We start from the raw sequence: 24451 nt of genomic DNA, 5'->3' as shown, positions 1-24451 counted from the left end.
GTCCTGATCGTCCTGTCCGAGGGCCGTCTGCTCAACCTGGGCAACGCGACCGGTCACCCGTCCTTCGTGATGTCGAACTCCTTCGCGGACCAGACCCTGGCCCAGATCGAGCTCTTCACCAAGCCGGAGGAGTACCCGACCGACGTCTACGTGCTCCCGAAGCACCTCGACGAGAAGGTCGCCCGCCTCCACCTCGCCTCCCTGGGCGTCAAACTCACGACCCTGCGCCCGGAGCAGGCCGACTACATCGGCGTCAAGGTCGACGGCCCGTACAAGCCGGACCACTACCGCTACTGAGACCGGCAGCACAGCACAAAGGCGCCGGCCGCCAGGGAGACTCCCTGGCGGCCGGCGCCTTTCGCCGCCCCTTCCACCTACCGGGCGAGCAGCCGCACCAGCACCGCCCGCAGGGTGTCGCGGGCGAAGATCGGGGCGTCCGCGCAGCGCCAGGCGACCACGCCGTCCGGCCGCACCAGGACCGCGCCCTGCGCCGTCACTCCGTACAGCTCGGGCCAGCGGTCGTCGACGTCGACGAACTCGGCGCCGATGCCGATGCCGTGCACCGTGAGCGGCAGGTCCAGTTCGTGCGCGACGGCCCGGGCGGCCTCCTGCCAGGCGCGGTTGTCGGGCCCGGTGAGCAGGACGGGCCGGTCGCCGAACAGGTCGAGCACGGAGAGTTCGGCGCCGCCCCTGCGCAGCCTCAGGTGCGGGGCCCGGCCGCCCGGCCGGCCGTCGTTCTCGGCCGACCACACGCCGTATCCGGGCAGCACGCCCTCGTCCCAGGAGGTGACGGCCGAGGAGCGGTAGCGCCAGGAGAGCCACACCTGGGCGTCCTCGACGATGCCGGGGTGCACGGGCGGCCGTTCGCCGACTCCTCCGGTGAGCCGCGGCCGGTCCTTGGAGCGCAGGGCGGCCTGCTCGACGGTGGCCCGGCAGATCGGCCGGCGTTCCTCGTCGTAGCTGTCGAGCAGCGCCTCCCCCGCCCAGCCGTCCAGGACGGCGCCGAGCTTCCAGGCCAGGTTGTGCGCGTCCTGGATGCCGGTGCTGGAGCCGAAGCCTCCGCTGGGCGGCATCACATGGGCGGCGTCGCCGACCAGGAAGACCCGCCCGTCGCGGAACCGCCCCGCCGTTCTGGCCGCGCCGTCCCACGGCGAGACGGAGCGGATCCGCGGCCGCAGGTCCGGCACCCCGGTGGCCGCCCGTACGAGCTCGGCGCGGCGCTCCTCCGTGAACGACTCCGGCTCTGTGGTCGCCGGGTCGTACGCGACGTGCAGCAGCCACTCGGTGGCGTTGTCGAGCGGCACGAGGGCGCCGCGCACCCCCTCGCCGGCCGTGTAGCACATCAGGAAGCGGCGGCCGGCGAGCTGCTCGGTGAGGTCGGCGTCGAAGTGGATGTTGAGGTAGTGGCCGAGGGTCTCGCCGTCGAAGGCGATGCCGAGCGTCTCGCGGATGCCGCTGTGGGCGCCGTCGGCGGCGACGAGATAGCGGGCCTCGATCGTCCGGTCGGCGCCGGTGGCGCGGTCCCGGAGCAGGGCGGTGACTCCGGCGCCGTGCTGGTCGAAGGAGACCAGCTCGGTGTGGAAGCGCAGGGCGACGCCGAGGCGTTCGGCGCGGCCGCGCAGCACGTCCTCCAGTTCGCCCTGGTGGCACAGGCACCAGCCGGTCGGGGACAGCAGGCCGATGTCGGCGCCCACGTCCATGACGTACTTCTCGTCGAGCACGCCCAGTTCGGGCCCCGCGAGCGAACGGGCCGCGATGACACCCGAGTTGTGGGCGAGCCGCCGGGCCGAGGGGGTGCCGCGCAGCTCGTCCTCGACGCCGGCGGCGCGCATCAGCTCCATGGCCCGCGGATGCACTCCGCGGGCCCTGGGGTGTCCGGACAGTTCGGCCCGCCGCTCGACCAGCAGGCAGTCGACGCCCTGCTGGGCGAGGAAGACGGCGGCGGAGAGACCCGCGATCCCTCCGCCGACCACCAGGACGTCGGTGTTCCGGAGCATGCTCCGGGTGGTGCTCAGCACCATGTCACCCTCCAAGCCTCGTTGGTTCGCCGGGTCGGTGCTCGACGAGCACGGACGCGTCCTTGTCGCCGTCGCCGGCCGCGAGCACCTCGGCGAACCGCGCGTGCACCACGTCGAGGACGGGCATCGCGGCACCGTGCTCGGCGGCCGCCGCAAGCGCGATCCTGATGTCCTTGGCCATGAGCTCGGAGCGGAAGAAGGCGGGCTCGTAGCTCCGCCTGAGCATCAGGTCGGCGCGGAAGCGCATCACGAGCGAGCTGAAGCCGCTGGACGCGACGACGCCGATGAGCTGGTCCCGGTCGAGGCCGGCCGCCGTGCCGTAGGCGACGGCCTCGGCGAGGGCGGCGACCTGGGCGCCGAGCAGCAGGTTCAGGATGAGCTTGAGACTGGTCGCGGTGCCGGGCGCGCCGACGTGGACGATCTCGCTGCCGAGGGCCTCCAGGACCGGGCGCACCTCCTCCAGGTCCGCCGGGTCGCCGGAGACGAAGACCCGCAGCTCGCCCTTGCGGGCCTGCAGCGGGTTGCCGACGACGCAGGCCTCGACCCGGCGCAGGCCCTTGTCGGCGAGCCGGGTGGCGGCCTCGCGGGCGTAGCCCGGGGACACGGTGGAGGTGTCGACGACGACCGAGCCGGGGGCGAGGACCGGGACCACCCGGTCGAACAGGACCTCCTCGACGGCCTTCTCGTCGCTGAGGCTGAGCAGGACCAGCCGGTGGCCGGCCGCGGCGTCCTCGGGGGTGGCGGCGAGCCGGGCACCCGCCTCGGCGAGCGGCGCGGCCTTCTGCGCGGTGCGGTTGTGGACGGTCAGGGTGTGCCCGGTCTCCAGGAGCCGCCGGGCCATGCCGCCGCCCATGCTGCCGAGCCCGATGAACGCCGACTGACGCTCTGCCATGGTGGGTTCTCTCTCTTCGGAGTACGTGTACGGGGACGGGTACGCGTACGGGCGGCGCCGCGGTCAGTACGCGGCGTCCACCTCGTACACCGCGAACGGGACGGGCGTACGCGTGTCGCGGAAGGGGCGCAGCGGGGCGGTGTCCTGGCGGTGCTCGGCGCCGGCCTCCCAGGCCAGGAACGCCTGCATCGACTCCCAGCGGCTCATCACGGCGAGCGCGGTGGGGTCGGCGGGGCTGCGCAGGAGTTCGTTGCCGAGCATTCCGGGCACCTTGGCGAGCCGTTCGCTGACCTGGTGGTAGGCCGCGCGGACGGCGGCGAGCTGCCCCTCGTCGTACGCGGCCTGGTACACCACGACGCGCACCTGGCCCGCGTCCTCAGCGGGCATCGGCGGCCGCCCGGCCCTCGATGCCGTGGAGCACCTCCATGACGTGGAAGGTGCCGCCCTTGCGGTACGGGTGGAGGGTGGCCCGGTGCTCCAGGTGGGCGGGGCTGTTCTCGAACTCGCGGAAGCGCGGCTCGTCCACCCAGTCGCTGACGATGACATAGGTGCTGTCGGGGCCGTCCTCGCGGGCGAGGGACTGGCCGAGGTTGGCGGGGTGGCCGGTGACGGCCTCGGTCCCGGCCAGCCAGGCCTTCTCGAAGTCGGCCTCCTTGCCGGGCTCGATCTCCATGCGCAGCATCACCCGGAAGGTCATCAGGAGATCCCCCCGTCGACGCCGATGGTGTTGCCGGTGACGTAGCGGGACAGGTCGCTGGCGAGCCAGAGCACGGCGCCGGCCACCTCGTCGGGGGTGCCGAGCCGGCCGAGGGCGGTCTTGGCGCCGTACCGCTCCTTCATGACCTTCTGCTGCTCCGCGGGCATGGCGTGGAAGTTCTCGGTCTCGATGACGCCGAGCGCGAGCAGGTTGAAGCGGATGCCCTGGGCACCGAACTCCTTGGCCAGGGAGCGGTTCAGGCCGGCGAGGGCGGCCTTGGTCGCGGTGTAGTGGGCGCGCAGCGGGATGCCGGCCTCGACGGCGCGCGAGCCGACGGTCACCACGGAGGAGCCGGCGCCGAGCAGCAGCAGGGCGTGCTGGATGACGAGGTGGGCGCCGGTGACGTTGGTGGCGAAGATGCGCTGCCACTCCTCCAGCGGGAGGTCCGCGTAGGGGATGTGGCTGATGGTGCCGGCGTTGTTGACGAGCAGGTCGAGGCGGTCGCCGTGCAGTTCGCGCACGCGGCCGAGCAGGGCGGCGACGTCCTCGGGCCGGGACAGGTCGGCGCGCAGCACGTGGTGGTCGCCGCCGGTCTCCTTGAGCTCGCGCTCCAGGGAGGCGACGTGGTCGCTGTCGTTCTGGTAGCAGGTGATCACGTCGACGCCGGCCCGGGCGAGGGCCAGGACGACGCCCCGGCCGACACCGCGGGTGCCGCCGGTGACCAGGGCCTTCTTGCCCCGCAGTTCGAGGTCCATGGATCTTCCCTTCGCATGAGAACAGTAGGATCGGAGAGGTCAGAGCAGGAAGCCGAGCGCCGTGCAGTTGACGGCGAGGGCGAGGAGCGTGATCCAGCTGCGCCGGCTGTTCCAGGCGCCCCATTCCGGGCGCGGGTCCTCGAAGTCGGCGGGCAGGTCGTCCGGGTCGAGGGTGCGCATCCAGCGGTTGACCGGCGCGTTCTTGGTGACGGCGATGACCGGGGTGGTCGCGGTGAGGAACCCGGCGACGGCGAAGAGCACCCGGGCGGCCGGGTCGGGCGCCGCCACCGCCAGGACCACGTCCAGGACGACGGTGCCGATCAGGCAGATCGGCATGGTCGGGTCGTAGCGCTGCCCGAGGAACGCGTGGGCGTAGACATAACGGTTCACCGGCAGGGAGGCCATGTAGGGGAAGCCGCCGAGCTGGGTGCCGAGCAGGACGCCGGCCGCGAGGCCGTTGGCGAGCAGGAGCAGGGGGGCGAGTACGTTCAGCACGGCCGGCCCCTCAGCGGGTGAGGGCCCGGGCCGCGGCTTCGACCCGCTCCTTGATGAGCGCCATCTGCACCCTGGTGTTGCGGTTGAGGTGCTCGGTCATGGCCTCGTCGGTCGCGGGGGCCTGGGGCTTCATGTGGAAGTCCTGCACCCAGCGCATCCGCACGCCGCCGCCGGGCTCCTCGGTGTACTCCCAGAAGATGCGCATGAACTCGAAGGGGCCGGTCTCGACGCGCTCGGCGCGCACCGTGCGGGCGGCCCGGTCGCCGGTGCGCCGGGAGACCCAGCTCCACACGTTGCCGTCCTCGTCGGGATGCATGGTGAGGCGGAAGACGACGGTGTCGCCGTCCTGCTCGATGACCTCGGCGGAGGCGTACTCGCTGAACAGCTCCGGCCAGCCGGGGACGTCGTTGGTGATGTCCCACACGACGTCCATCGGGGCGTCGATGACGATGTGGTTGTCGGTGTGTCCTGCCATGGGAACTCCCTCGGTGGGCGGTGGTCGGTGGGGGTCAGCGGCCGAGCACCAGGGCGGAGGCGAAGCCGCCGTGGCCGCGCGCCAGGACGAGCGCGTGGCGCAGCGGCAGCTCCCTCGGGGCGCCGGTGACCAGGTCGATGTCCAGGCCCGGGGCGGGCTCGTGGACGTGCGCGGTGTGCGGGACGACGCCCTCGCGCAGCGCGAGCAGCGCGGTGGCCACGTCGAGCGGCGCGCCGCCGCCGTAGAGCCGGCCGGTGAGCGTCTTGGGCGCGGTGACGGGCACGCCGCGCGGGCCGAACAGCGCGGTGACGGTCTCCGCCTCGTCGCGGTCGTCGGCGGGGACGCCGGAGGCGTCGGCGAAGACGACGTCGATGTCGGCGGGGGTGAGGCCGGCGTCGGCGAGGGCCTGTTCGGCGGTACGGCGCAGGGCGCGCGGCCTGCCGGACCCGGGGGCCGGGTCGAAGCCGGCGGCGTGGCCGAGGATCCGTCCGTAGCCGGTGCCCAGGCCGCGCTCGGCGGCGGCCTCCGCGGTCTCCATGACCAGGATCGCGCCGCCCTCGCCGGGCAGATGGCCGGAGGCCTCGGCGGCGAAGGGCAGGTAGGCGCGTTCCGGGTCGGGGACGGTGGAGAGCCGGCCGGTGGTGAGCTGGGCCGTGAGGCCGTACGGGCAGAGCGAGGCGTCGGTGCCGCCGGTGACGACCAGGCGCGAGCCGCCGCGCAGCAGGCGCCGGGCCTGGGCGATGCCGTCGAGGCCGCCGGCCTGTTCGCAGGCGAGGACGCCGCACGGGCCGCGCATCTTGTGCCGGATGGAGAGCTGTCCGGTGGTGGCGGCGTAGAACCAGGCGATGGACTGGTAGGCGCCGACCCAGCCGGGGTCGTGCTGGTAGAGGGCGGTCATCTCCTTCTGGCCGAACTCGGTGCCCCCGGAGGACGAGGAGGTCACCACGGCCATCTCGTACTCGCCGATGGCGTCGAGGTCGGCACCGCTGTCGGCGAGGGCGGCCTCGCCGGCCGAGAGGGCGAGGTGCGTCCAGTGGTCGGTCTGCACGATCAGCCGGCTGGGCACCCGCTCGGCGGTGTCGAAGCCGGGGACCTGCCCGGCGTACCGCACCGGGTAGGGGCTCGGGTCGAAGCGGCCGATCCGGCCGATGCCGGACTTGCCGGCCAGGACCGAGGCCCAGTGGGCGGCGACGCCGATGCCGGTGGGCGCGACGATGCCGAGCCCCGTGACGACGGGGGCGCCGGCGACGGGCGTCCTGGTCACTCCACTCGTCATGGTCTCTCCCCCTCTCACGCGGCCCGGGTGGTGCCGGGGCGGGACAGGACCATGGCGCTCTGGAAACCGCCGAAGCCGCTGCCGACGGTGAGCACGGTGTCCATGGCGTGCTCCCGGGCGGTCACGGGCACGTAGTCCAGGTCGCAGAGCGGGTCCCGGGTCTTCAGGTTGGCCGTGGGCGGCACGACCTGCCGGTCGAGCGCCAGGGCGCAGGCGGCCACCTCGATGGAGCCGATGGCGCCCAGCGAGTGGCCGATCATCGACTTGATGGAGCTGACCGGGATGTCGTAGGCGTGCTGTCCCAGGCTGCGCTTGAACGCGGCGGTCTCGTGGCGGTCGTTCTGCTTGGTGCCGGAGCCGTGCGCGTTGATGTAGTCGACGGCGGTGGGGTCGAGGCGGGCCCGGTCGAGGGCGACGGTGACGGCCTCGGCCAGCTCGCGGCCGTCGGGCTTGAGACCGGTCATGTGGTAGGCGTTGCTGCGGCTGGCGAAGCCGGCGATCTCGGCGTAGATCCGGGCGCCCCGGGCCAGGGCCGCTTCCCGCTCCTCGACGACCAGGACGGCGGAGCCCTCGCCGAGCACGAAGCCGTCGCGGTCGCCGTCGAAGGGCCGGGAGGCGTGCTCCGGGTCGGCGTTGTTCGGGGTGGTCGCCTTGATCGCGTCGAAGCAGGCGGAGGTGATGGGCGAGATGGGGGCGTCGGTGGCACCGGTGACGACGACGTCGGCGGTGCCCTCCTCGATGAGCTGCACGCCGTGCCCGACGGAGTCCAGACCGGAGGTGCAGCCGGTGGAGATCAGCGCGACCGGCCCCTCGGCGCCGGTCTCCCAGGCGACCTCGACGGCGAGGGTCGAGGGCACCATGTAGCCGTAGAGGTGCGGCACGCCGTACTCGTGGTCGACGAGCCACCGCCGGCCGCCGTCGGAGAGGGTGACGTACTCCTCCTCCAGGCCCATGGTGCAGCCGACGGCGCTGCCCAGGGAGACCGCGATCCGCCCGGGGTCGAGCGCGGACAGCTCGATGCCGCTGTCGGCGACGGCCTCGCGGGCGGAGACGACGGCGAACTGGGCGGCCCGGTCCATGCGGCGGATCTGCCGGGCGGTGAGGCCGGCGGCCACCGGGTCGAAGTCGACCTCGGCGGCGACCTGCGAGCGGAACGGAGCCGGGTCGAACAGGGTGATCCGCCGGGTGGCCGTGCGGCCCTCCGACAGCGTCCGCCAGAAGGCCTCCCGGCCCACCCCGCCCGGCACGACCGCGCCGATGCCGGTGATGACGGCCCGTCGGGTCACCGGGCACCGCCCACGTCCGGGTTGGCCTGCTCGGGGCGCTGCGCCTGCTCGGTGTCGACGTGGCCGAGCTCGGGGCGCGGCGCGAGCGGCGACAGGTGGAAGGCGCAACGGGCGGTGGCGTCACCGGTGTTGACGAGCCGGTGCCGGACCCCGATCGGCACGCACAGCGAGTCGCCGGGGCCGAGCGTGACGACGTCCTTGCCGTCCAGGGTCATCTCCAGGGTGCCCTCGACGACGTGCAGGAACTCCTCGGAGTACGGGTGGTAGTGCTCGGTGATCCAGTCGCCGGGCTCCAGGCCGAGGACCCCGCCGAAGCCGGAGGTGCAGCCGACCGTCTTGGGGCTGAGGGTGACGCGGATGTCTCCGCCGCGCTTGGTGTTGGCCGCGACCTCGTCGGCGGCCACCTTCACGGTGCGGGTGATGGCGGTGGTCACTGGATCCGTCCTCCGTCCTTGGTCCAGATGTAGAAGGGCGTGGCCATCGCGTCCTTGGGTTCCTTCCAGTCCGGGTCGTACGGCTCCACGCACTCGGCGAGCCTGGTGTTGATGTCGTCGTAGAGCGGGTGGCTGCGGGCGCGGTAGAGGTTGGCGCCGATGTCTCCGTCGGCCTCCACCAGGTGGAAGTACAGGCCGTGGAACCGGAACAGGGTGCGGCGGCTCACGCCGATCATGTGCGGCAGGTCGGTGGCGTCGGACTCCTCGAAGATCCTCGCGATGTCGTCCGTCCTGTCCGGCCGCAGCTTGGCGACGATCAGAGTGCGGTGCACGGGTCCTCCCGGTGGTCGGTGGTCACGGGAGAACGTCGCACCGGGGTCTGGAGGGCCGCTCGAAGTCCCCTCCAGGTGCCGTCCAGTGAGGAGGCTTCGAGCGCGGCCCGAGCCCGGCGGGCTTGCCTGGCGGGAACCACGGACTACGGAGAGGGCACGGGCATGCCGTTCGCAGCGATCACGTACGACATCAGGCCGGGGTGCGAGAAGGAACTCGCGGAGATCTTCGGCGACTTCAAGCGGGTGCGCAGCAGCCGGGTCGAGGACGCCTCGGGCGGGCAGGCCGGCACGATCCTGGCCACCGCGGTGTTCCTGCGCGACGACACCCTGGTCCGGGTCATCGAGTACACCGGCGACCTGGAGGCCGTGGCCCGGCACATGGCCGCCCAGCCGGGCGTGCGCGAGGTGGAGCGGAGGCTGAAGCCGTATCTGACCCGGCCCCGGGACACGGACACGGTCGAGGGCTTCGTGGCCACCTTCAAGCGCAGTCTGCTGACCACGGTCGCGCAGATCTCCGTGCGGGACCTGCCCGCGCAGGGCTGACGCAGCACACCTGCCAGGCCGCACCCCGGGAGTCCGGGAGTGCGGCCTGGTGGGTGTGTCACGGGGTCAGATCGCGGTCAGAGCGGCCCCGTTGAGGATCAGGGCCACGAGGGCCAGGGTGGTGCGCAGATAGTGGAAGCGGCGCCACAACGGGCGCGGGTCCTCCCAGTCCGGCGGGATGACCGCCGGGTCGGTGATCGCCTTGACGCGGCGGTTGATGGGGACGTTGCACAGGTGGGACACCCCGGACACGCCGAGCAGCAGCAGCGCGGCGACCGCGAACAGCGGGCGCGCGGCGCCGTCGGCCGCCACGGTGAGCACCCCGTCGACCAGGGTGCTGCCCAGCACGATGACGGGCATCGTGGGGTCCCAGTTACGGCCGAGCAGCTGGTGCGCGTGCACGTAGGTGCCGGTCTCCATCGCGAACAGCGCGGGCAGCACGCTCAGCGCGACGGCGAACAGCACTCCGGCGGTGACACCGCTGCCGAGCACGGCCACGACGGCCAGCACCTCGGTCATGACGCCCGGGCCCCCGCGGGGTGGGTGTCCACCGTCAGCTGCACGAGGGTGTGCATGGTGGCCTCCCGGAAGTACTCCGCGAACGCCTGCGGCGAGCGGGTGTCACGGGGCTCGGCGAGATAGGGCTGGAGCGCGGCCTCCGCGCTGTGGACGCCCTGCTGGGCGGCCATGTGCCTGCCGACGGCCGCGAAGTCGCCCTCATAGTGGATGACCCGTACGACCACGTCGTCCTTCAGGAACACGGCCGTGCCGAGCAGCCGGCCGGCCTGCTCGCCGTCGGCGCCGCCGAAGTCGGGCGTGTCGACTCTTTGGAAGTCGCTGAAGATCCGGGTGATCTCTTCCTCGTGGCCCGGCTTGACCCGGTAGGTGATGGCTGCGTAGGGCATCGGAATCCTCCTCGTCGGGATGGGTGGGGTCAGCGGATGGCGCCGGCCCGCGGGGCCGTGCCGATCAGCGCGAGGAGCATCCGCGGGGTCTCGGCCTCCATGACGGCGTCGTCGTCGAGGACGATGCCGTACGTGCGGTTGATCACGCTCGTGGCCTGGAGGAGCGCGAGCGAGTCGTAGCCGAACTCCAGGAACGGGGTGTCGAGGGCGGCCTCGCCCTCCAGCGCCATGCCCTCCTCCGGGGCGCCGACGCACTCGAGCAGGAGCGCCCCCAGCTCGGACAGGTTCATGTCAGTCACGATGCTTCCTCTCGATTCCTTCGAAGGGTGGTGCGGACGGGTCACTTGGCGCTCGCCAGCCGCGCGTCCAGGTCGAGCCGCGGCGAGGAGTCGAGCACCGCCTGGTGCAGGTGCTCGACGCTGGGCGAGGGGTCGAGTCCGAGACTCTGGTTCAGGCAGCGGCGCAGCTGCCGGTAGACGGACAGGGCGTCGCTGCGCCGCCCGACCCGGTACAGGGCGAGCATCAGCTGCTCGTGCACCGCCTCGTGCAGGGGATGGCGCGCGGCGAGCCCGGAGAGCTCGCCGACCAGCTCATGATGGCGCCCGAGCCTCAGGTCTGCCTCGATCCGCCGCTGAAGGACGCTCATCCGCGACTCGTCGAGCCGGGTGGCCTCCACTTCGAGCAGCGACCCGCACTGCACGTCGGCGAGGGCGCGGCCGTGCCACAGGGCGAGCGCCCGGCCGAAGTACGAGGAGGCGCCGGGCCAGTCGCCCTGGTGGAGGGCGCGGTGGCCGGCCGAGGACAGCGCGTCGAACTCGTGGGCGTCGAGCAGACCGCCGTGGGTGTCGAGCCGGTAGCCGCCGGGTTCGGTGACGAGCACGCTCTTGACGCCGTTCGGCAGGGCGGCGCGCTCGGTGCCGTCGCCGAGCGCGGCGCCGATGGCGTTGCGGATCTGCAGGATGTACGTCTGCAGGGTGGTCTGGACGCTGCGCGGTGGATGCTCGCCCCACACCTCCTCCACCAGCGAGGCCACCGAGACGACCTCGCCCGCCTGGAGGGCGAGCAGCGCGAAGACCTTGCGCGGTTTGACCGCCGTGAGGTGCACCGGTACCCCGGACAGGGTGGCCCGGAACGGGCCGAGCACGCTGATGTCCATGCGCGGATCTCCTTCGGGTTACGTGGATCGGCCGGCCTGGCGCGGTGCCGTGCCGGGACGCGCCGCACCAGGTCCTGTCGCAGGGGCCCGCAGGGCCTCCCCCATCGCACGGGGCACGTCACGGCCCCGTACGAAGAAGTGCGTGCCGCGGACGGTCCGCAGCCGGAATCGGTCGGTGGTGCACTCCTGCCAGGCGTGTACCTCGGGCGCGGAGACCAGCGGGTCGACCTCGCCCGCGTAGGCGTCGAGCGGGCACGGCAGCGCGGTGACGGGCGTGGACCGCAGGTCCTGGGCGAGGAGCAGATCGGTGCGCAGGGTGGCGAGGGTGCCGGCGAGCCAGCCGATCCTGCCCCGCAGCGGCGCGGGGATGGACTCCTTGTCGCCGAGCGCCCGGATCAGTTCCTCGTCCGGGAGCTCCGGGCTGAGCAGGGTCTCCAGGACCGGGGCGGGCAGCTGCGGCGCCGAGCAGGCGCCGACCGAGAGGAGCTCGGGCGGGCGCAGCCCGGCCCGCATCCGGTGTTCGGCGAACCGGTAGGCGACCAGGGCGCCCAGGCTGTGCCCGTAGAGGGCGTACGGCTCGTCGAGCAGCGGGCCCAGGTCCTCCTGGAGCTCGGCGAGGAGCCGTGCGCCGTCGGTGATCCGGTCCTCGCGCCGCCGGGTCTCCCGGCCGGGCAGCCGTACCGGAAGGACGGACACGTCCGGGCCGATGCGCCGCTGCCAGCCGGCGAAGGTCATGGCGCCGCCGCCGGCGTGGTGGAAGCAGAGCAGCCGGACCCCGTCCGTGGCGGGCCCCGGCCGGACCGCGAGATAGCGCTGCACCCGATCCCCCTTCGTACGCCGCGCTTCATGTGGCCGTGCTTTCTTGCCGCACCTTTCGGTCAGATGCGCGAGGAGAGGGTCACCGCCATGCCTCGTTCATGGCTCAACTGGCGCTGGAGCCCGGGTCCGACAGCGGCGGCGTCCCCTCGCCGAAGCCGGGGTCGTGGACGGCGGCGCTGACGGTGTAGGCGTCGTCGACCAGCCAGCTGTGGAAGGTCCACTCCCGGCCCGCGGCGGGTGTCCCGTCGGGCCGCAGCATGCGGACCGGTCCGCCGGGCGGGCCGAAGCCGAACTCGGTGAAACGGAACCGCAGTCCCTGTCCGATCGCCTTGCTGTAGGCCTCCTTGAGCGTCCACAGCCGCACCAGCTCGCGGTTGCGCCGCTCCGGCGGCACCCGTTCGAGGGCCTCCAGCTCGTGTGGCGTACAGGCCTGGTGCTCGGTGCCGAGCTCCAGCATCCGCCGGTCGGCCGGCTCGGTGTCCACCCCGATCCGGCCGACCCTGGTCAGGCCGACGACGAGCAGGCCCTCGGTGTGGCTGAGGCCGACGTCGAGCTGGTCGATGCCGCGCAGATACGGGCGGCCGCCCGGCTTGTACGCCAGTTCCAGCTCGCGCGCCCTGGCGTCGAGGACCGCGCCCGCCGCCGACTTGAGCAGCAGCCGGGCGGCGACGAACCGGTCCCGGTTGCGCGAGGCGGGCATCCGGACGAGCCGGGCGTGGTCCGGCCCCAGGTCGGCGGCGAGCTCCGGCGCGTGGAGCTCCGCCGGCACCCAGTCGTCGACCGCCGCGTACACCACACAGCTGCCGTTCCCGGCGACGGCGCCCCGCACCTCCTCCCACGAGCCCCCGCCCCCGCCGTGCCGCACCGGTCGCTCCATGTCGTACCTCCTGGTCACGCCTCGTACGGTCACGAGCGCCCGAGCGCGGTCGCGTACAGGTCGTAGCTGCGGGCGTCGTCGAAGCGGTGGAGCAGCTCGGCGAGCAGGTGGTCGGCGGACGCCTCGGGCATCCGGACCGCCGTGCGGTCGAGCCGGCCGGCGACGCGGGTGAGGGCGGTCGCCGCCCAGCCGGGGTCGGCGAGGAAGCCGCCCGAGGAACGGTGCCGCCACACGCCGAGGCAGGCTGCGCCCGCGACGAGCAGCGCGTAGCGGTCGGCCAGGGCGAAGGCACGGGGTCCGGGGGGCTGTCCGGCGGGCCGGGCGGCGAGTTCGGCGCAGCCCTCGCGCAGTACGCCCAGCTGCTCCACGAGCACCCCGGCGGCCTCGGCCAGCGGCTCTCCGGCGTGCTGTGCCGACTCCTCCAGGGAGCCGAGCAGCGAGTCCCGGTCGGCGGGCAGTCCGTTCTCCCACACCTCGCACGGCGGCAGCGCCGCGTCGAACGGCCGGAAGAGGGAGGCGAGTTCGTCGGCGGCCGCCTTCGCCGTACCGAACGCGGGCAGCCGCGGCAGCTGGGCGACGAGCACGGCCCGGCTGGCCGAGGCGCCCGCGCTGCCCAGGCCGAGCATCGGCAGGTCGCGGGCCGTCTTCTGGAAGATCGCGTAACTGCCGCTGGTCGCATACGCCTCGGAGCCGAGCACGATCGACAGGTCGTCCATCGTCTCGGTGAGGACCATGGGCAGCAGGTACTTGGCGACGGCGCCCAGGGTCCGGCTCTCGCGCGGCAGCACATGCGTGGCCCGGGTGGCGACGAGGGCCAGGCAGTCGCACACGAGCAGGTCGGCGAAGGCGTTCACGAGCGCGGTGCGGGTCCGCGAGGAGTGCAGCGAGGCCGGGCTGCGGCGGCGCCGCGAGCGGGCGAAGGCCGTGGTGGTGCGCAACGCGGTGTCGGCGCAGCCGAGGGTCATCGACAGACCGGCGCTGCGGGTGAGCGGGAAGACGTGCTCGGCGAGGCGGGTCCCGCCGCCCGCCGGTCCGAGCAGCCGCCCGGTGGCGGGCAGGGGCCCGTCGAAGGCGAGGCCCTGGACGGCGCAGCCGCGCACGCCGCTGGTCGGGCGGCGCGGCAGCAGCCGGATGCCCGCGCCGTCGGGGTGCGCGGGTCCGGGGGCCAGGAGGGCGCTCAGCCCGTCGGGCGTGTCGGCGAAGAGCACGAGGGCCCCGGCCCGGGCCCCGTTGTTGAGCGCCTCCTTGCGGCCGCCGAGGCGGTAGCCGGCGCCGTCCGGCACGGCGGTGAGCCGGTTGCGCAGGAAGTCGTTGCCCTGCGGCGGCTCGGGGTAGGCGCAGGCCATCCGGCCGTGGGCGAGCAGCAGTCCGGCGGTCGCCTGCCGCTGGCTCGGGGTGCCGGCCGTCCACACGCCGACCGCCGCGAGGTACGAGGTGAGGCCGTAGCCCAGGCCGAGGGCGGCGTCGCGGCGGAACACCACGCGCAGCACCCGGGCCAGCGCGTCGAGCCGGTCGAGCCGGCCGCCGAGTGCGACGGGCACGAACTCGGCGTTCAGGCCGAACGCGTCGAGCAGCCGCTCGGCGGCGGGCAGCAGCCGCTGTCCCTCGTCGGCGGCCAGGAACTGCTGGGCGCCCAGCGGGTTTCCGGGATCGTCGAGATCACCGAAGTCGTGTTCGAGCCGGGCGATGCGTTCCTGGACGGCGACCTCCGAGGAGTCCACCGGGTCCACCTCCGTCGTCATGCCATCCCTCCGTTCCGCTTCCCCCGACCACCCCGACCACCCCGACCACCCCGGCCGCCTGGTCGGCCCGGCCGCCCCGGTCCGCCCCCGGCTGTTCTCCGGTCCGCCGGGGCCCGGCAAGGCACCGCTCAATTCGCGCTCAAGGTCTTCCGGCCAGAATCGGTCCCGTCGTCGGCCCCGTCGTCGGTCCCCGGCTCACCGGTCCGCGGGCTCCCGGCCCGCGGGTTCGCCGCCATGGCCTGCCGGTACTGCTGCCAGAGCGGGTTCTCGTCCACGGGCACCCACATGGAGCCGTAGACGACGAGCGAGGTCCACACCGACCGCGCGAGCCGCCCGAGGAGCACTCGGGTGGCGACCGTGTCGCTGTTTCCGGTTGCGGGCATGTCGGGCCCTCCCTTCCGAGATTCGGGAAGGCCACCATCCCCGCGGCGGCTCGGTGGAGCCTCGAGGAACCCTCGTGCGCGCGGGCATCCGGGCCTCCTCAAGCGGTTCTCGAGCCGCCTGTGGTCGGATGGCCGGGACTGCCATCACCACCGGGACGAGAAGGGGGGCCGGGCGGTGTATCCAATCGAACGTGAGCCAGAACTGACCGTGATCGGACGTTTCACCAGCACCACGCCGCCCGGGGTGTTCGAGCCCGACCTGCTCGCCTACGCCCGGCGCCGGGAGTCCCGCAGGGGCTTCGTCTCCCGGGTGACCGCCGCCCTGACCGGGCGCCCCGGCTCCTATGTCCACGTCGAGCACTGGACCGGCCTCGACCGCCTGCTGCGCGCGGGGCGCGAGGATCCCGCGGCCCCGCCCGCTCGGGCGCGGTCCGAACTCCTCGTCACCGTCGGCCGGATGGCCCCGAACGGCACGCCCGCCGACGCCGCGCGCCTGGTCCTGCTGCGGGCCGCCGTGGACCACTCCGCCGACCCGGACCGCTTCGAGCTGGACTTCGGCTCGCTGGTCGGCCTGTGCGTGCCCGAGGAGGCCTTCGGCGGCAGCCTGCTGCTCCGCTCGGTGGCCGACCCGTACGCGTACACGGGTCTGCTGTGGTGGCACGACCCCGCGGCCGACGAGCGGGTCCGCACGGGCGCCTCCTGGCGCACCCGGCTCGACGTCCTGGCGGCCGCCGCCCGCGTCGCGGTGGACGCGGCCCGCCCGCTGTCCGCCGGCTGAGCCTTCGCTGAGCGGCGGTCCCCCGGCACATCCGCCGAACCGCCTCCCGCCGGACCGGTCGAGACCTCCCGCCCGGCCCGCCCTCCCGGCCCCTCCCGGTCCCCCGCGCCTGCCTCTCCCCCCACCCCGTCCCCATCCCCTCCCGAGGACTTCTCGAGGCGGCGGACCCAGCATCGGGCCCATGGACGAGACCACCGAGACGCAGCCCGCCTTCGTCGTCGTACGGGGGCGCCCGGACCCCGTGGAGCTCGCCGCGCTCACGGCCGTCCTGCTGGCCAGGCTGCACGCGGCGGCCGCGGCGGAGGACTCCGCGGACCCGGCGGACGAGGCCGTACGGGCTCCCTGGGGCGCGGCACGGAGAGTACGCCCGAGGGTCGGCTGGACCGCGCCCCACTGACGCCGCAAGCCCCGCGCGTCCCCTGATTTCGCGCCGCCCGGCCCAGCACCGGTCGAGTGCCCTTCCAGGCTCCGTGCCTACGGTCGAGTGGCGGGTGAAACGGGCGCCGACGTCGAGGGCGTCAGCGCCCGTACGACACGCAGGGGGCCGAATTGAGCGCACATCGCACCTTCACCGAACTGATGATCGACAGAGCCGAGCGGACTCCGGAGCGCACCGCGCTGCTCCTGCTGCCGGACAGCGACGAACGCGGTCGCCCCGCCTCGCTCTCGTACCGCGCGCTCGACGCCCGGGCCCGCCGGCTCGCCGGCCGGCTCCTCGCCGACGGCGCGGGCGGCGAACCGGTGCTGCTGATCCACGGGTCCCGGAGCCAGTTCGCCGTATCGTTCCTGGCCTGCCTGTACGCGGGGGCCGTCGCCGTACCGGTGCCGCCCTACGACGGCCGGAGCCACCACGAGGAGCGGGTGGCCGGGATCGTCCGGCAGACCTCTCCGCGGGCCGCGCTCACCTGCGCCTCGCTCGCGCCGGACGTGTCCCGGCTGCTCGCCCGGCACGGCCACGCCTCGGTGCCGTGTCTCGCCGCCGACGCGGTCGGCGGGACGGGCGCCGAGCGGCTGCCGGAGGCGGACCCCGAGGCGGTGGCGTATCTGCAGTTCTCCTCCGGGTCCACCGGCAGCCCGAACGGCGTGGTGGTCACCCATCGCAGCCTCCTCGCCAACCAGGAGGCGCTCGCCCGGCTGCTCGGCGCGGGGCCGGACGCCCGGATCGGCGGCTGGCTGCCGTTCCATCACGACATGGGACTGGTCGGGCAGTTACTCCATCCGCTGTGGCTCGGCGGGACCTCCGTCACGCTGTCGCCCGAGGCCTTCGTCAAGCGGCCGGCCCGCTGGCTGGAGGCGATAGGACGGTACGGGATCGAGGTGACCGGCGCCCCCGACTTCGCGTACGACCTGTGCGTCCGGCGGGTCACGGACCAGGAGCTGGCCGGGCTCGACCTGTCGGGCCTGCGGATCGCGGTATCCGGCGGGGAGCCGGTGCGTGCCGAGACCCGGCGGGCGTTCACCGAGCGGTTCGCCGCCGCCGGCCTGCGCCCGGACGCCCTCCACGCGGCGTACGGGCTCGCCGAGGCCACCCTGCTCGTGTCCGGCGGCCCGGCCGCGGACGGCGAGCGGACGGTCGACACCGAGGCCCTGGAGCGGGGCGAGGTGCGCGAGGCCCTGCCCGGGCGGCGCGCCCGCACCTCCCTGGTGTCCGTCGGCCGGGTGGCGGAGGCGGCCGGGACGGTGCTGATCGTGGACCCGGAGAGCCGCCGGGTGCTGCCGGACGGGCGGATCGGCGAGATCTGGGTGAGCGGTCCCGGCATCTCCGCGGCGTACTGGCGCGACCGCAAGGCGACCGCCGAGCGCTTCGGGGCCGTGACGGCCGACGGCACGGGCGGGCTGCTGCGCACCGGTGACCTCGGCACGGTGGAGGACGGGCGGCTCTATGTCACCGGCCGCCTGAAGGACGTGATCATGGTCGCCGGCCGCAACCTCTACCCGCAGGACGTGGAGCGGACGGTCCAGCGGGTCAGCTCGCTGTTCGGCACCGGCTCCGCCTTCTCCGTGCCAGGTGAGCGTGAACGGGTGGTCGTGGTCCAGGAGTTGCGCACCCACCAGCGGTACGCGCTCGACCTGGAGGAGCTGGTGACGGACGTACGGCGCTGTCTCAGCGAGGAGTTCCAGGTGGCGGTGGCGGGGGTGCTCCTGGTGCGCCCCGGCACCGTACGCCGCACCAGCAGCGGAAAGGTCGAACGGGTCGCGATGCGCCGCCTGTTCCTGAGCGGCGGCCTGCGGCCGCTGCACCAGTACCTGGCCGACGACCTGGTGGGAGCGGCGGGCCCGCGCCGCTAGAGCCGGACAGGCCCTGACGGCGGGCGACCCGGCCGGCGGTCCTGCCGGCGGGGAGGGACGAGAGAGGGGGAAGACATGAGCGGCAAGGCACCGGGCGGGCCCGACGAGAGGGAGTTCGCGAGCTGGCTCGCCGGGCGGGTGGCGCGGTACGCGGGGCGGGAGGTCGGCGAGGACGAGGAGCTGTCCTCCTGGGGCATCGACTCGGTGTCGGTGCTCAGCCTGTGCGGGGACATCGAGGAGCAGTTCGGCCCGCTGTTCGACTTCGCGGACCTCTGGTCCCATCCGACCGTGCGCGATCTCGCCCGCCATCTGGCGATGCGGTACGGGATGCGGCAGAACTCGGGTCTGGTGCGGGCGGCGTTCGTGTTCACCGGGCAGGGCGCCCAGCATCCCGGGATGACCTCCGGGATGCACCGCGAACTCACCGCGTACCGACGGCATCTCGGCGCCGCGGACGAGGCGATCGCCCCGTATCTGGGCCGTTCGGTCGCCGGGCTGATCCTCGACGGGGACGAGCGGGTGCACCAGACGGCGCTGACCCAGCCGGCGCTCTTCGCGGTCGGCTACGCGCTCGCGATGACGCTGGTGGAGGAGGGCGTGCGCCCGGTGGCGGTGCTCGGCCACGGCACCGGCGAGCTCGTGGCGGCGGTGGTGGCCGGCGCGCTGTCGCTCGCCGAGGCCACCCGGCTGGTGTGCGCCCGCGGCGCCTTCATGCAGTATCTGCCGTCCGGCGGCGGGATGATGGCGACCTGCGCGAGCCCGTTCGAGGCGGCCGACGCGGCGGCGGACGAGCCGCAGGTGACGATCGGCGCGGTCAACGCGGCCCGCGCCACGGTGCTCTCGGGTCCGGTCGAGGGCCTGGAGCGGGTCCGCGAGCGGCTGGCGGCGGTCGGCATCGCCAGCACCTTCCTCCAGGTGCGGCACGCCTTCCAGTCGCCGCTGATGGAGCCGATGACACCGCGCTTCGAGGCCGCGGCCCGGCATGTGACGGGCGGACGGCCCGAACTGCCGTACTACTCCACGGTGTACGGCCGGGAGTACGACGAGCCGCTGTCGACGGCCTACTGGACGGCGCAGCTCACCACGCCGGTCCGGTTCGCCGACGCGGCCCGGCGGATGCTCGCCCAGCAGGCCCCCAGCCATGTGGTGGAGATCGGGCCCCGGGCGGTGCTCACACCGTTCCTGCGGCGGATCGCGGGGGCGCGGGGGCCGGACTGCCTGGCGGTGTGCCGCGGCCCGGAGAGCGACGCGGTGCACCTGGCGGGTGTGCTCTCGGAGCTGGACGCGGGGCCGCTGGCGGAGCGCTGACTCCGCCTCGCGGCCCGGCGGGCCCGGCCGCTGGGGGGGGGCGGCCGGGCTACGGGATCCAGCCGGCCTCCTCCGCGATGCGGATGGCGTCGATGCGGTTACGCGCGTTGAGCTTGTCGACGATGGCGGTGAGGTAGTTGCGTACGGTGCCCTGGGTGAGGAAGAGGTGGTCGGCGATCTCCACGGCGTCGGCGCCCCGGGCCGCCAGCCGCAGCACCTGGGTCTCGCGCGGGGAGAGCGGGTTGTCGGGCGCCTCCCAGGCGCTGAGGGCGAGTTCGGGGTCGATGACCCGCTGGCCGGCGGCGACCGAGCGCACCGCCTGGGCGAGCCGGGTCGGCGGGGAGTCCTTGAGCAGGAAGCCGGAGACCCGCGCGGCCATCGCCCGCCGCAGGGTCCCGGGTCTGCCGAGGCTGGTGAGGATGAGGGTGCGGCAGTCCGGCACCCGGTCGTGCAGCTCGGCCGCCGCGGTGAGTCCGTCGACGCCGGGCAGGTCGATGTCGATGACGGCGACGTCCGGGCGGGCCTCCAGGGCGGACGGCACGATGAGGTCCCCGCGGGGGACCGACGCGACGACCTGGAGGTCCGGCTCGAGTTCCAGCAGCGCCACCAGCGCGCCGCGGACCATGTGCACGTCCTCGGCGAGCAGGATCTTGATCGTCAGCATGTGCTCCCCCGATATGTCCTGTGTGCGCTCAGACGGCTTGTCTGCCCGCGTCTCCGCGTCTGCCGGCGTCTCCGGGACCGCCGGGACCGCCCGGGCCGCTCGTGTCTCCGCGTAAGCCCGCGTCGTCACGTACGCCCGAGTCGTCGCGTACGGCCACCTCGTCGTGGCCTCCGGCCTCCTCGTGACCGGCGTCGTCCGCGTTCTGCGGGGCGGACACGTGGGCGGCACCGGCCGACGCGGCCGTGCCGAGCACCGCGCGGCGGGCGCGCGGCAGCAGCGGTTCCGCCTCCTCGCCCTTGTGCGGCCTGAGCGGGGCGACGGCCGTCAGCCGGAAGCGGCTCCCGGGCTCGGCCCCGGCCCGCATCTCGCCGCCGATGGCCGCGAGCCGGGTCCGCAGGTTGCCCAGACCGCTGCCGCGGTCCGGGGCGTCGGGCCGGTCCTGCGCGACCACGCCGTCGTTGACCAGGTCCAGTCGCACCGTCTCTCCTTCGACCCGCACCGTGACGGTGCACGACTGCACCTTGCTGTGCCTGAGCATATTCGTGACGCCCTCGCGCAGGGCCGTCGCGAGCACGGTGTCCACCAACGGGTGGAGCCGGCCGCAGTCGATGTCGAGCTCCGTCTCGACGTCGGCCGCCGCCATCACCTCGGCCACCGACTCGGCCTCCGCCGCGAGGGACATGTCCCGGTAGCCGCTGGCCACGAGCCGGACGTCGGCGAGCGCCTGCCGGGCGACGCCGAGCACCGAGGCGACCTCCTCGCGGGCACGCTCGGGATTGACCGGGGTGAGCCGGTGGATCAGCTCGCACTTGAGGGTGATGGCGGAGAGGCTGTAGCCGAGCAGGTCGTGCAGGTCCCGCGCGAACCGCAGCCGCTCCTGGGTGACGGCCATCCGGGCCATCTCGGCGCGGGCGTCGTGGACTTCGCGGACGAGGTCGGTGAGCCGGGTGAGCCCGTAGATGACGAGCCCGGTCAGTGCCGTGGAGACGGCGTAGTAGCCCGTCTCCAGGGTCGAGATCCCCTTGTCGGCAGCCGACCAGCCGAGGATGGTGAGGGCGACCGCGCCGTAGCAGGGCCAGGCCCACCGGCCGGGAAGCATCAGGAGAATCGATCCGGCGAGCGGTCCCGCCATGCTTCCCCACGCGATGCCCAGCCACACCATGGGCCCGAAGGTGAGAGCCGCCTGGGCGACGAGCACGACCGCCCGGCGCCCGCCGGACCACCGGCGGGCGCGGGGCGACGCCAGCATGATCTGCAGGGTGTAGAGCGCGCCGACGGCCAGGGTGCACAGGACGAGCCCGAGCGGGCTCGACACCACGTTCTGCACGTTGAGCAGGGTGACGACCCCGTACCCCGCGAAGACCACCGTGCTGACGCCCCGGGCGAACCGCGGCGCCAGGTGGCCCCGGCCGCCGCGCCCGCCCGGTCCGTCGTCCGGCGGGGCGGCCATGGCGGGCGGGGTCCATGACCCCTTGCTCGGTGACGCTCCCTCCGTCTGCTCCTCGATGGGGATGAGGTCGTTGTCCGAGACCCGGAAACGGCCCGCCATGTGTCGACTCCTCGCATGGATGTCGGGAGTGTGCGAGACCGAACTATAATCCGACACCCGGCGGATCCGGGACCAGACCGTCGTCACCCGCGAACTACAAGGCCAGCGGTTCGGAGTTGAGCTCCGCGTAGGGCGTCGGCCGGGCCCGTTCGCCGAGCCGGACCGGCACGTCGTAGAGCCGTCCCGGCGCGAACCGCGCGTAGAAGTGACGTAGTCCCGGTACCAGTACCTTCACCACGGGAACGCCGACGTCCGGACGGGTCTGGTCGAGGACGAGCAACTCCAGGCCGTGCGCGGCGACGAGGGCACGGACCCTCTCGACGTCGGCGAGGAGGTCGGACTCGCGGACGTACGCCGGCCAGGCGGCTGGCGTACGGGCCGACTGCCCGGGGTCCGGCAGCAGATGGGACCGGGGCTGCCCGGGCGGCTGCGGCGCGGCGGCCGCGGGCGGCAGGGTCTGGACCATCTCGGTGAGGGCCCGGCGCAGGGCGAGCCGGGGATCGAAGTGGGCCCCGAACCCGTAGACGGTGTCGGGGAGTCCGGCGCCCGTGCGCCGGGAGACCGCCACCATGACCGGGATGCCGAGGTCGGAGGTGAGGTCGAGCGCCCAGACCTCGCGGCCCGCCCGGCCGAGTGCCTCGCGCAGCCGGGCGAGCCACGGCTCGTCGAAGGCGTCGAGGTCGACGGCCGGCCGGCGGAGCCGGTTGTACCACCACAGCGACACCGCGTCCCGCTCGGCGAGTTCGAGGAAGCCCTGCACCAGGGCGTCCTCGGTACTGCCGCCCGCCGCGTTGCCGTTGGAGTCGGCCCACAGCCCGTCCGGCGCGCCGCCGGGCGTGCAGTCGAAGTACAGCGTGGAGGTGGGAAGGAGCCGCTGGACGCCGGCGGTGAGCGACCACACCGGGGTCCAGTGCGTGGGCCGGTGCGGGTCGAAGGGCGCGCACACATGGTGGAAGGGGGTGTGCGAGGCGTTCCAGCGGTCCCGGTCGGCGTACTGCCGTTCATGGAAGAGTTGGTACGTGTTGGGGTGGACGGCACGTGCGCCGAGTCCGGCCAGCGAGTCGGTGATCGTGGCCTCGTCGCCCTGCCGGGTGGCGCAGTAACGTTCCACCGCCTCGCCGAGCGCGCTGGCCCGGGCCTCGGCCGCCGTCGTGCCCTTTCCCGAGCTGCGGGCCCGCAGCACCCGCCGCAGGATCGCCGGGGAGTGCCCGCGCAGGGCCAGGTTGGGCCCGGAGTCGTAGGCGTGCAGGCCCTCGGGCAGCCCGGCCATCGGCCGGACCTCCGTCACGATGCCGGTGACCGGGCCGATCAGATGCCCGTACCGCTCCAGCAGGTGCTCGGCGGAGAGCGCCCGGTCGTTGCTGCCCGAGCCCTCGGCCTTGGGCCGCGACACCGGCACGACCGGCCGCCGGGCCCGCTCGGCGACGAGCGAGGGGTCCCCGCAGGTGGGGCACTGCGGGCGCCGCCGCACCGGGTGGTGAGTGGTCCGCAGGGTGAGGCCGTCCAGGACGCACACCGCCCGCTGCTCGGCGGTGCGCAGTCCGGCCAGCCACTTGGCCGCCTCCAGGACGGCGCCGTGCAGCCCCAGGGCCCGGACGGCGGGCAGTGAGGAGGCCGGCCGCGCGCCCGGCCGGTCGAGGCCGAGGGCATGGTGTACGGACAGCTCGCCGCGGCGGTGCTCGCGCAGCCGGTGCGCCAGACAGGTCCAGCAGGCGCCGTCACCGTGGCCGTCGCCGGGCCCGTCGGCGTCGGGGCCGCCGTCGGGGCCGCCGTCGGGGCCTCCGTCGGGCTCGAAGACCGGGCCGGTCCAGGGCTCGGCGGCGAAGGGGCTGGCGAGCAGCCACGGGCGCCGTTCGGCCCGTAACCGCTCGGCCGTCTCCCGCAGTCCCGGCATCAGATAGTCCTCGCACAGCACGAGGGCGAAGTCGGCGTCGGCGTCCGCGCCGACCGGGACGAGGCCCGAGTTCCGGCACGCGGCCCGGGCGGCCTCGCCGTCCACCGCGCCGACCCCGATCACCGCCACCCGCCGGCCGCGCACCGCGCGGTCGGCGGCGGCGCCGTCGAGACCGGCCCGGTCCCAGTACGCCTCGGCCGCCGAGCGCTCGGCCGGGACGGACGGGTCGGGCGCGCCCTGGCGGTAGCCCACGAGATTGGCCTCGGCCAGCTGCCGGACCACCCCGCCCGCCTCCTCGGCCGACATCACCGCCGCGGCCTCGCTGAGCAGCTCGGGCAGGGTGTGGGTGCCGTCGAGCAGACCGAGGAGGGTTTCCGCACCGGCCCCGCGCACGGCGGTCATGTCCTGGTCGGACCACACGAACACCGCCTCCCCCGGGACCGACACGGCCCGCACGTGGCGCTTGAACGCCACGAACGGGCCGCGGGCCGGGCTCTGCGCCTCGGTCACGCACCCACCCGGGTGGCGAACGCGGCGGAGATGCAGAAGCACCAGCTCGCGCGCCCGGCGTCGGCGCGGCCGAGGCTCTCGACGGTGATCCCGTCCGGCGTTCCGCCGGCCGGACCGGAATCACGGAGGCCGGACCGTCCGGTCCGCGCGTCCGACGGAAGAAGACGAAGGATGTCCTCGGTGATGTTCATGACGTGTGCCCCCAGGAATGTCCGAAGTGGGCGGGCGGACGCGGTAATTGCGAAGACGAACAAGACGAACACGTCACCCGCTCGGAACCGTCCGCGCCGAGTGACCGGAACCGGTCTCGGCGTCTGGCCAGAAGTCTGCTTCCGGAACTGGAACCTCCGGCAGTGCACCGCTCACCGGCGCGA

General features: G+C 74.0%; 29 protein-coding genes. 6 read left to right on the top strand and 23 right to left on the bottom strand.

The window, feature by feature from the left end; all coding sequences use genetic code 11:
• Positions 1–297, top strand: a 297-nt coding sequence (locus AB0M18_RS20015) for an adenosylhomocysteinase (protein ID WP_365759727.1), incomplete at its 5' end; no start/stop codon positions are given.
• Positions 298–374: 77 nt separating this feature from the next.
• Here AB0M18_RS20015 and AB0M18_RS20010 read toward each other — a convergent pair.
• The 11 genes from AB0M18_RS20010 to AB0M18_RS19960 form a co-directional block, all read right to left on the bottom strand.
• The gene (locus AB0M18_RS20010) at positions 375–1997 is read right to left on the bottom strand and encodes an FAD-dependent oxidoreductase (RefSeq protein ID WP_365759725.1); all 1623 of its coding nucleotides are present in this window, start codon (positions 1995–1997) and stop codon (positions 375–377) included.
• A 25-nt stretch (positions 1998–2022) separates the two neighbouring features.
• Positions 2023–2910 carry an NAD(P)-dependent oxidoreductase gene (locus AB0M18_RS20005; RefSeq protein ID WP_365759723.1) on the bottom strand — a complete coding sequence of 296 codons (888 nt, stop codon included), beginning with the start codon at positions 2908–2910 and terminating at the stop codon, positions 2023–2025.
• 63 nt (positions 2911–2973) lie between these two features.
• The gene (locus AB0M18_RS20000; protein ID WP_365759721.1) at positions 2974–3297 is read right to left on the bottom strand and encodes an antibiotic biosynthesis monooxygenase family protein; all 324 of its coding nucleotides are present in this window, start codon (positions 3295–3297) and stop codon (positions 2974–2976) included.
• The gene (locus AB0M18_RS19995) at positions 3287–3607 is read right to left on the bottom strand and encodes an antibiotic biosynthesis monooxygenase family protein (protein WP_365759718.1); all 321 of its coding nucleotides are present in this window, start codon (positions 3605–3607) and stop codon (positions 3287–3289) included. Before AB0M18_RS19995 ends, AB0M18_RS20000 begins: the two co-directional genes overlap by 11 nt.
• Positions 3607–4362, bottom strand: a complete 756-nt coding sequence (locus tag AB0M18_RS19990; RefSeq protein ID WP_365759716.1) for an SDR family oxidoreductase — start codon at positions 4360–4362, stop codon at positions 3607–3609. The genes AB0M18_RS19995 and AB0M18_RS19990 overlap by 1 nt, the downstream gene beginning before the upstream one ends.
• Before the next feature lie 39 nt (positions 4363–4401).
• Positions 4402–4857 (bottom strand): anthrone oxygenase family protein, encoded by a 456-nt coding sequence (locus AB0M18_RS19985; RefSeq protein ID WP_365759714.1) that lies wholly within the window; start codon positions 4855–4857, stop codon positions 4402–4404.
• Between the two features lie 10 nt (positions 4858–4867).
• Positions 4868–5332 (bottom strand): SRPBCC family protein, encoded by a 465-nt coding sequence (locus tag AB0M18_RS19980; protein WP_365759712.1) that lies wholly within the window; start codon positions 5330–5332, stop codon positions 4868–4870.
• A gap of 34 nt (positions 5333–5366) precedes the next feature.
• Positions 5367–6608, bottom strand: coding sequence for a ketosynthase chain-length factor (locus AB0M18_RS19975; protein WP_365759710.1), 1242 nt, complete (start codon positions 6606–6608; stop codon positions 5367–5369).
• A 14-nt stretch (positions 6609–6622) separates the two neighbouring features.
• A complete protein-coding gene (locus tag AB0M18_RS19970; RefSeq protein ID WP_365759708.1) occupies positions 6623–7894 on the bottom strand; it encodes a beta-ketoacyl-[acyl-carrier-protein] synthase family protein in 1272 nt (423 codons plus the stop codon).
• Positions 7891–8328: a cupin domain-containing protein gene (locus tag AB0M18_RS19965; protein ID WP_362528275.1), complete on the bottom strand. Its 438-nt coding sequence runs from the start codon at positions 8326–8328 to the stop codon at positions 7891–7893. The genes AB0M18_RS19970 and AB0M18_RS19965 overlap by 4 nt, the downstream gene beginning before the upstream one ends.
• Positions 8325–8660, bottom strand: a complete 336-nt coding sequence (locus AB0M18_RS19960) for a TcmI family type II polyketide cyclase (protein WP_365759706.1) — start codon at positions 8658–8660, stop codon at positions 8325–8327. The genes AB0M18_RS19965 and AB0M18_RS19960 overlap by 4 nt, the downstream gene beginning before the upstream one ends.
• A 162-nt stretch (positions 8661–8822) precedes the next feature.
• On the opposite strand from AB0M18_RS19960, the gene AB0M18_RS19955 reads away from it, so the two are divergent.
• The gene (locus AB0M18_RS19955; protein ID WP_365759704.1) at positions 8823–9203 is read left to right on the top strand and encodes a SchA/CurD-like domain-containing protein; all 381 of its coding nucleotides are present in this window, start codon (positions 8823–8825) and stop codon (positions 9201–9203) included.
• Between the two features lie 66 nt (positions 9204–9269).
• On the opposite strand, the gene AB0M18_RS19950 is transcribed toward AB0M18_RS19955, so the two are convergent.
• The 8 genes from AB0M18_RS19950 to AB0M18_RS19915 form a co-directional block, all read right to left on the bottom strand.
• On the bottom strand, positions 9270–9722 hold the full coding sequence (locus AB0M18_RS19950; protein WP_365759702.1) for a DUF1772 domain-containing protein: 453 nt from the start codon (positions 9720–9722) through the stop codon (positions 9270–9272).
• Positions 9719–10108 (bottom strand): SchA/CurD-like domain-containing protein, encoded by a 390-nt coding sequence (locus tag AB0M18_RS19945; RefSeq protein ID WP_365759700.1) that lies wholly within the window; start codon positions 10106–10108, stop codon positions 9719–9721. Before AB0M18_RS19945 ends, AB0M18_RS19950 begins: the two co-directional genes overlap by 4 nt.
• Before the next feature lie 29 nt (positions 10109–10137).
• Positions 10138–10398, bottom strand: coding sequence for an acyl carrier protein (locus tag AB0M18_RS19940; protein WP_365759748.1), 261 nt, complete (start codon positions 10396–10398; stop codon positions 10138–10140).
• Between the two features lie 50 nt (positions 10399–10448).
• A complete protein-coding gene (locus AB0M18_RS19935) occupies positions 10449–11264 on the bottom strand; it encodes an AfsR/SARP family transcriptional regulator (protein WP_365759698.1) in 816 nt (271 codons plus the stop codon).
• Between the two features lie 18 nt (positions 11265–11282).
• Entirely contained in the window at positions 11283–12083 is an 801-nt protein-coding gene (locus tag AB0M18_RS19930; RefSeq protein ID WP_365759696.1) for an alpha/beta fold hydrolase, read from the bottom strand.
• Between the two features lie 103 nt (positions 12084–12186).
• Positions 12187–12960: a 4'-phosphopantetheinyl transferase superfamily protein gene (locus AB0M18_RS19925; protein WP_365759694.1), complete on the bottom strand. Its 774-nt coding sequence runs from the start codon at positions 12958–12960 to the stop codon at positions 12187–12189.
• 29 nt (positions 12961–12989) lie between these two features.
• On the bottom strand, positions 12990–14702 hold the full coding sequence (locus tag AB0M18_RS19920) for an acyl-CoA dehydrogenase family protein (RefSeq protein WP_365759692.1): 1713 nt from the start codon (positions 14700–14702) through the stop codon (positions 12990–12992).
• Between the two features lie 128 nt (positions 14703–14830).
• Positions 14831–15085, bottom strand: coding sequence for a hypothetical protein (locus tag AB0M18_RS19915; RefSeq protein ID WP_365759690.1), 255 nt, complete (start codon positions 15083–15085; stop codon positions 14831–14833).
• A 208-nt stretch (positions 15086–15293) separates the two neighbouring features.
• Between AB0M18_RS19915 and AB0M18_RS19910 the strand changes: the two genes are divergently transcribed.
• From AB0M18_RS19910 to AB0M18_RS19895, 4 genes are all read left to right on the top strand, one after another.
• Complete coding sequence (locus AB0M18_RS19910; RefSeq protein ID WP_365759688.1) at positions 15294–15863, top strand: hypothetical protein; 570 nt, start codon at positions 15294–15296, stop codon at positions 15861–15863.
• A gap of 181 nt (positions 15864–16044) precedes the next feature.
• Positions 16045–16260 carry an acyl-CoA carboxylase epsilon subunit gene (locus tag AB0M18_RS19905; RefSeq protein WP_365759686.1) on the top strand — a complete coding sequence of 72 codons (216 nt, stop codon included), beginning with the start codon at positions 16045–16047 and terminating at the stop codon, positions 16258–16260.
• A 152-nt stretch (positions 16261–16412) separates the two neighbouring features.
• Positions 16413–18152: a fatty acyl-AMP ligase gene (locus tag AB0M18_RS19900; RefSeq protein ID WP_365759684.1), complete on the top strand. Its 1740-nt coding sequence runs from the start codon at positions 16413–16415 to the stop codon at positions 18150–18152.
• 75 nt (positions 18153–18227) lie between these two features.
• A complete protein-coding gene (locus AB0M18_RS19895) occupies positions 18228–19460 on the top strand; it encodes an acyltransferase domain-containing protein (RefSeq protein ID WP_365759682.1) in 1233 nt (410 codons plus the stop codon).
• A gap of 49 nt (positions 19461–19509) precedes the next feature.
• Here AB0M18_RS19895 and AB0M18_RS19890 read toward each other — a convergent pair whose 3' ends face one another.
• From AB0M18_RS19890 to AB0M18_RS19875, 4 genes are all read right to left on the bottom strand, one after another.
• Positions 19510–20124 carry a response regulator transcription factor gene (locus AB0M18_RS19890; protein ID WP_365759680.1) on the bottom strand — a complete coding sequence of 205 codons (615 nt, stop codon included), beginning with the start codon at positions 20122–20124 and terminating at the stop codon, positions 19510–19512.
• 28 nt (positions 20125–20152) lie between these two features.
• Complete coding sequence (locus tag AB0M18_RS19885) at positions 20153–21673, bottom strand: histidine kinase (protein ID WP_365759678.1); 1521 nt, start codon at positions 21671–21673, stop codon at positions 20153–20155.
• Between the two features lie 94 nt (positions 21674–21767).
• Entirely contained in the window at positions 21768–24077 is a 2310-nt protein-coding gene (locus AB0M18_RS19880) for a TOMM precursor leader peptide-binding protein (protein ID WP_365759676.1), read from the bottom strand.
• Positions 24074–24268: a hypothetical protein gene (locus AB0M18_RS19875; protein ID WP_365759674.1), complete on the bottom strand. Its 195-nt coding sequence runs from the start codon at positions 24266–24268 to the stop codon at positions 24074–24076. The genes AB0M18_RS19880 and AB0M18_RS19875 overlap by 4 nt, the downstream gene beginning before the upstream one ends.
• Positions 24269–24451: the final 183 nt, after the last annotated feature.

Origin of the sequence: Streptomyces sp. NPDC051909 (assembly GCF_040681095.1) — a bacterium.
In the GTDB taxonomy this organism is placed as follows: Bacteria; Actinomycetota; Actinomycetes; order Streptomycetales; family Streptomycetaceae; genus Streptomyces.
Note: the sequence above shows the minus strand (reverse complement) of the source record. Positions and strands in the feature narration are given on the sequence as shown.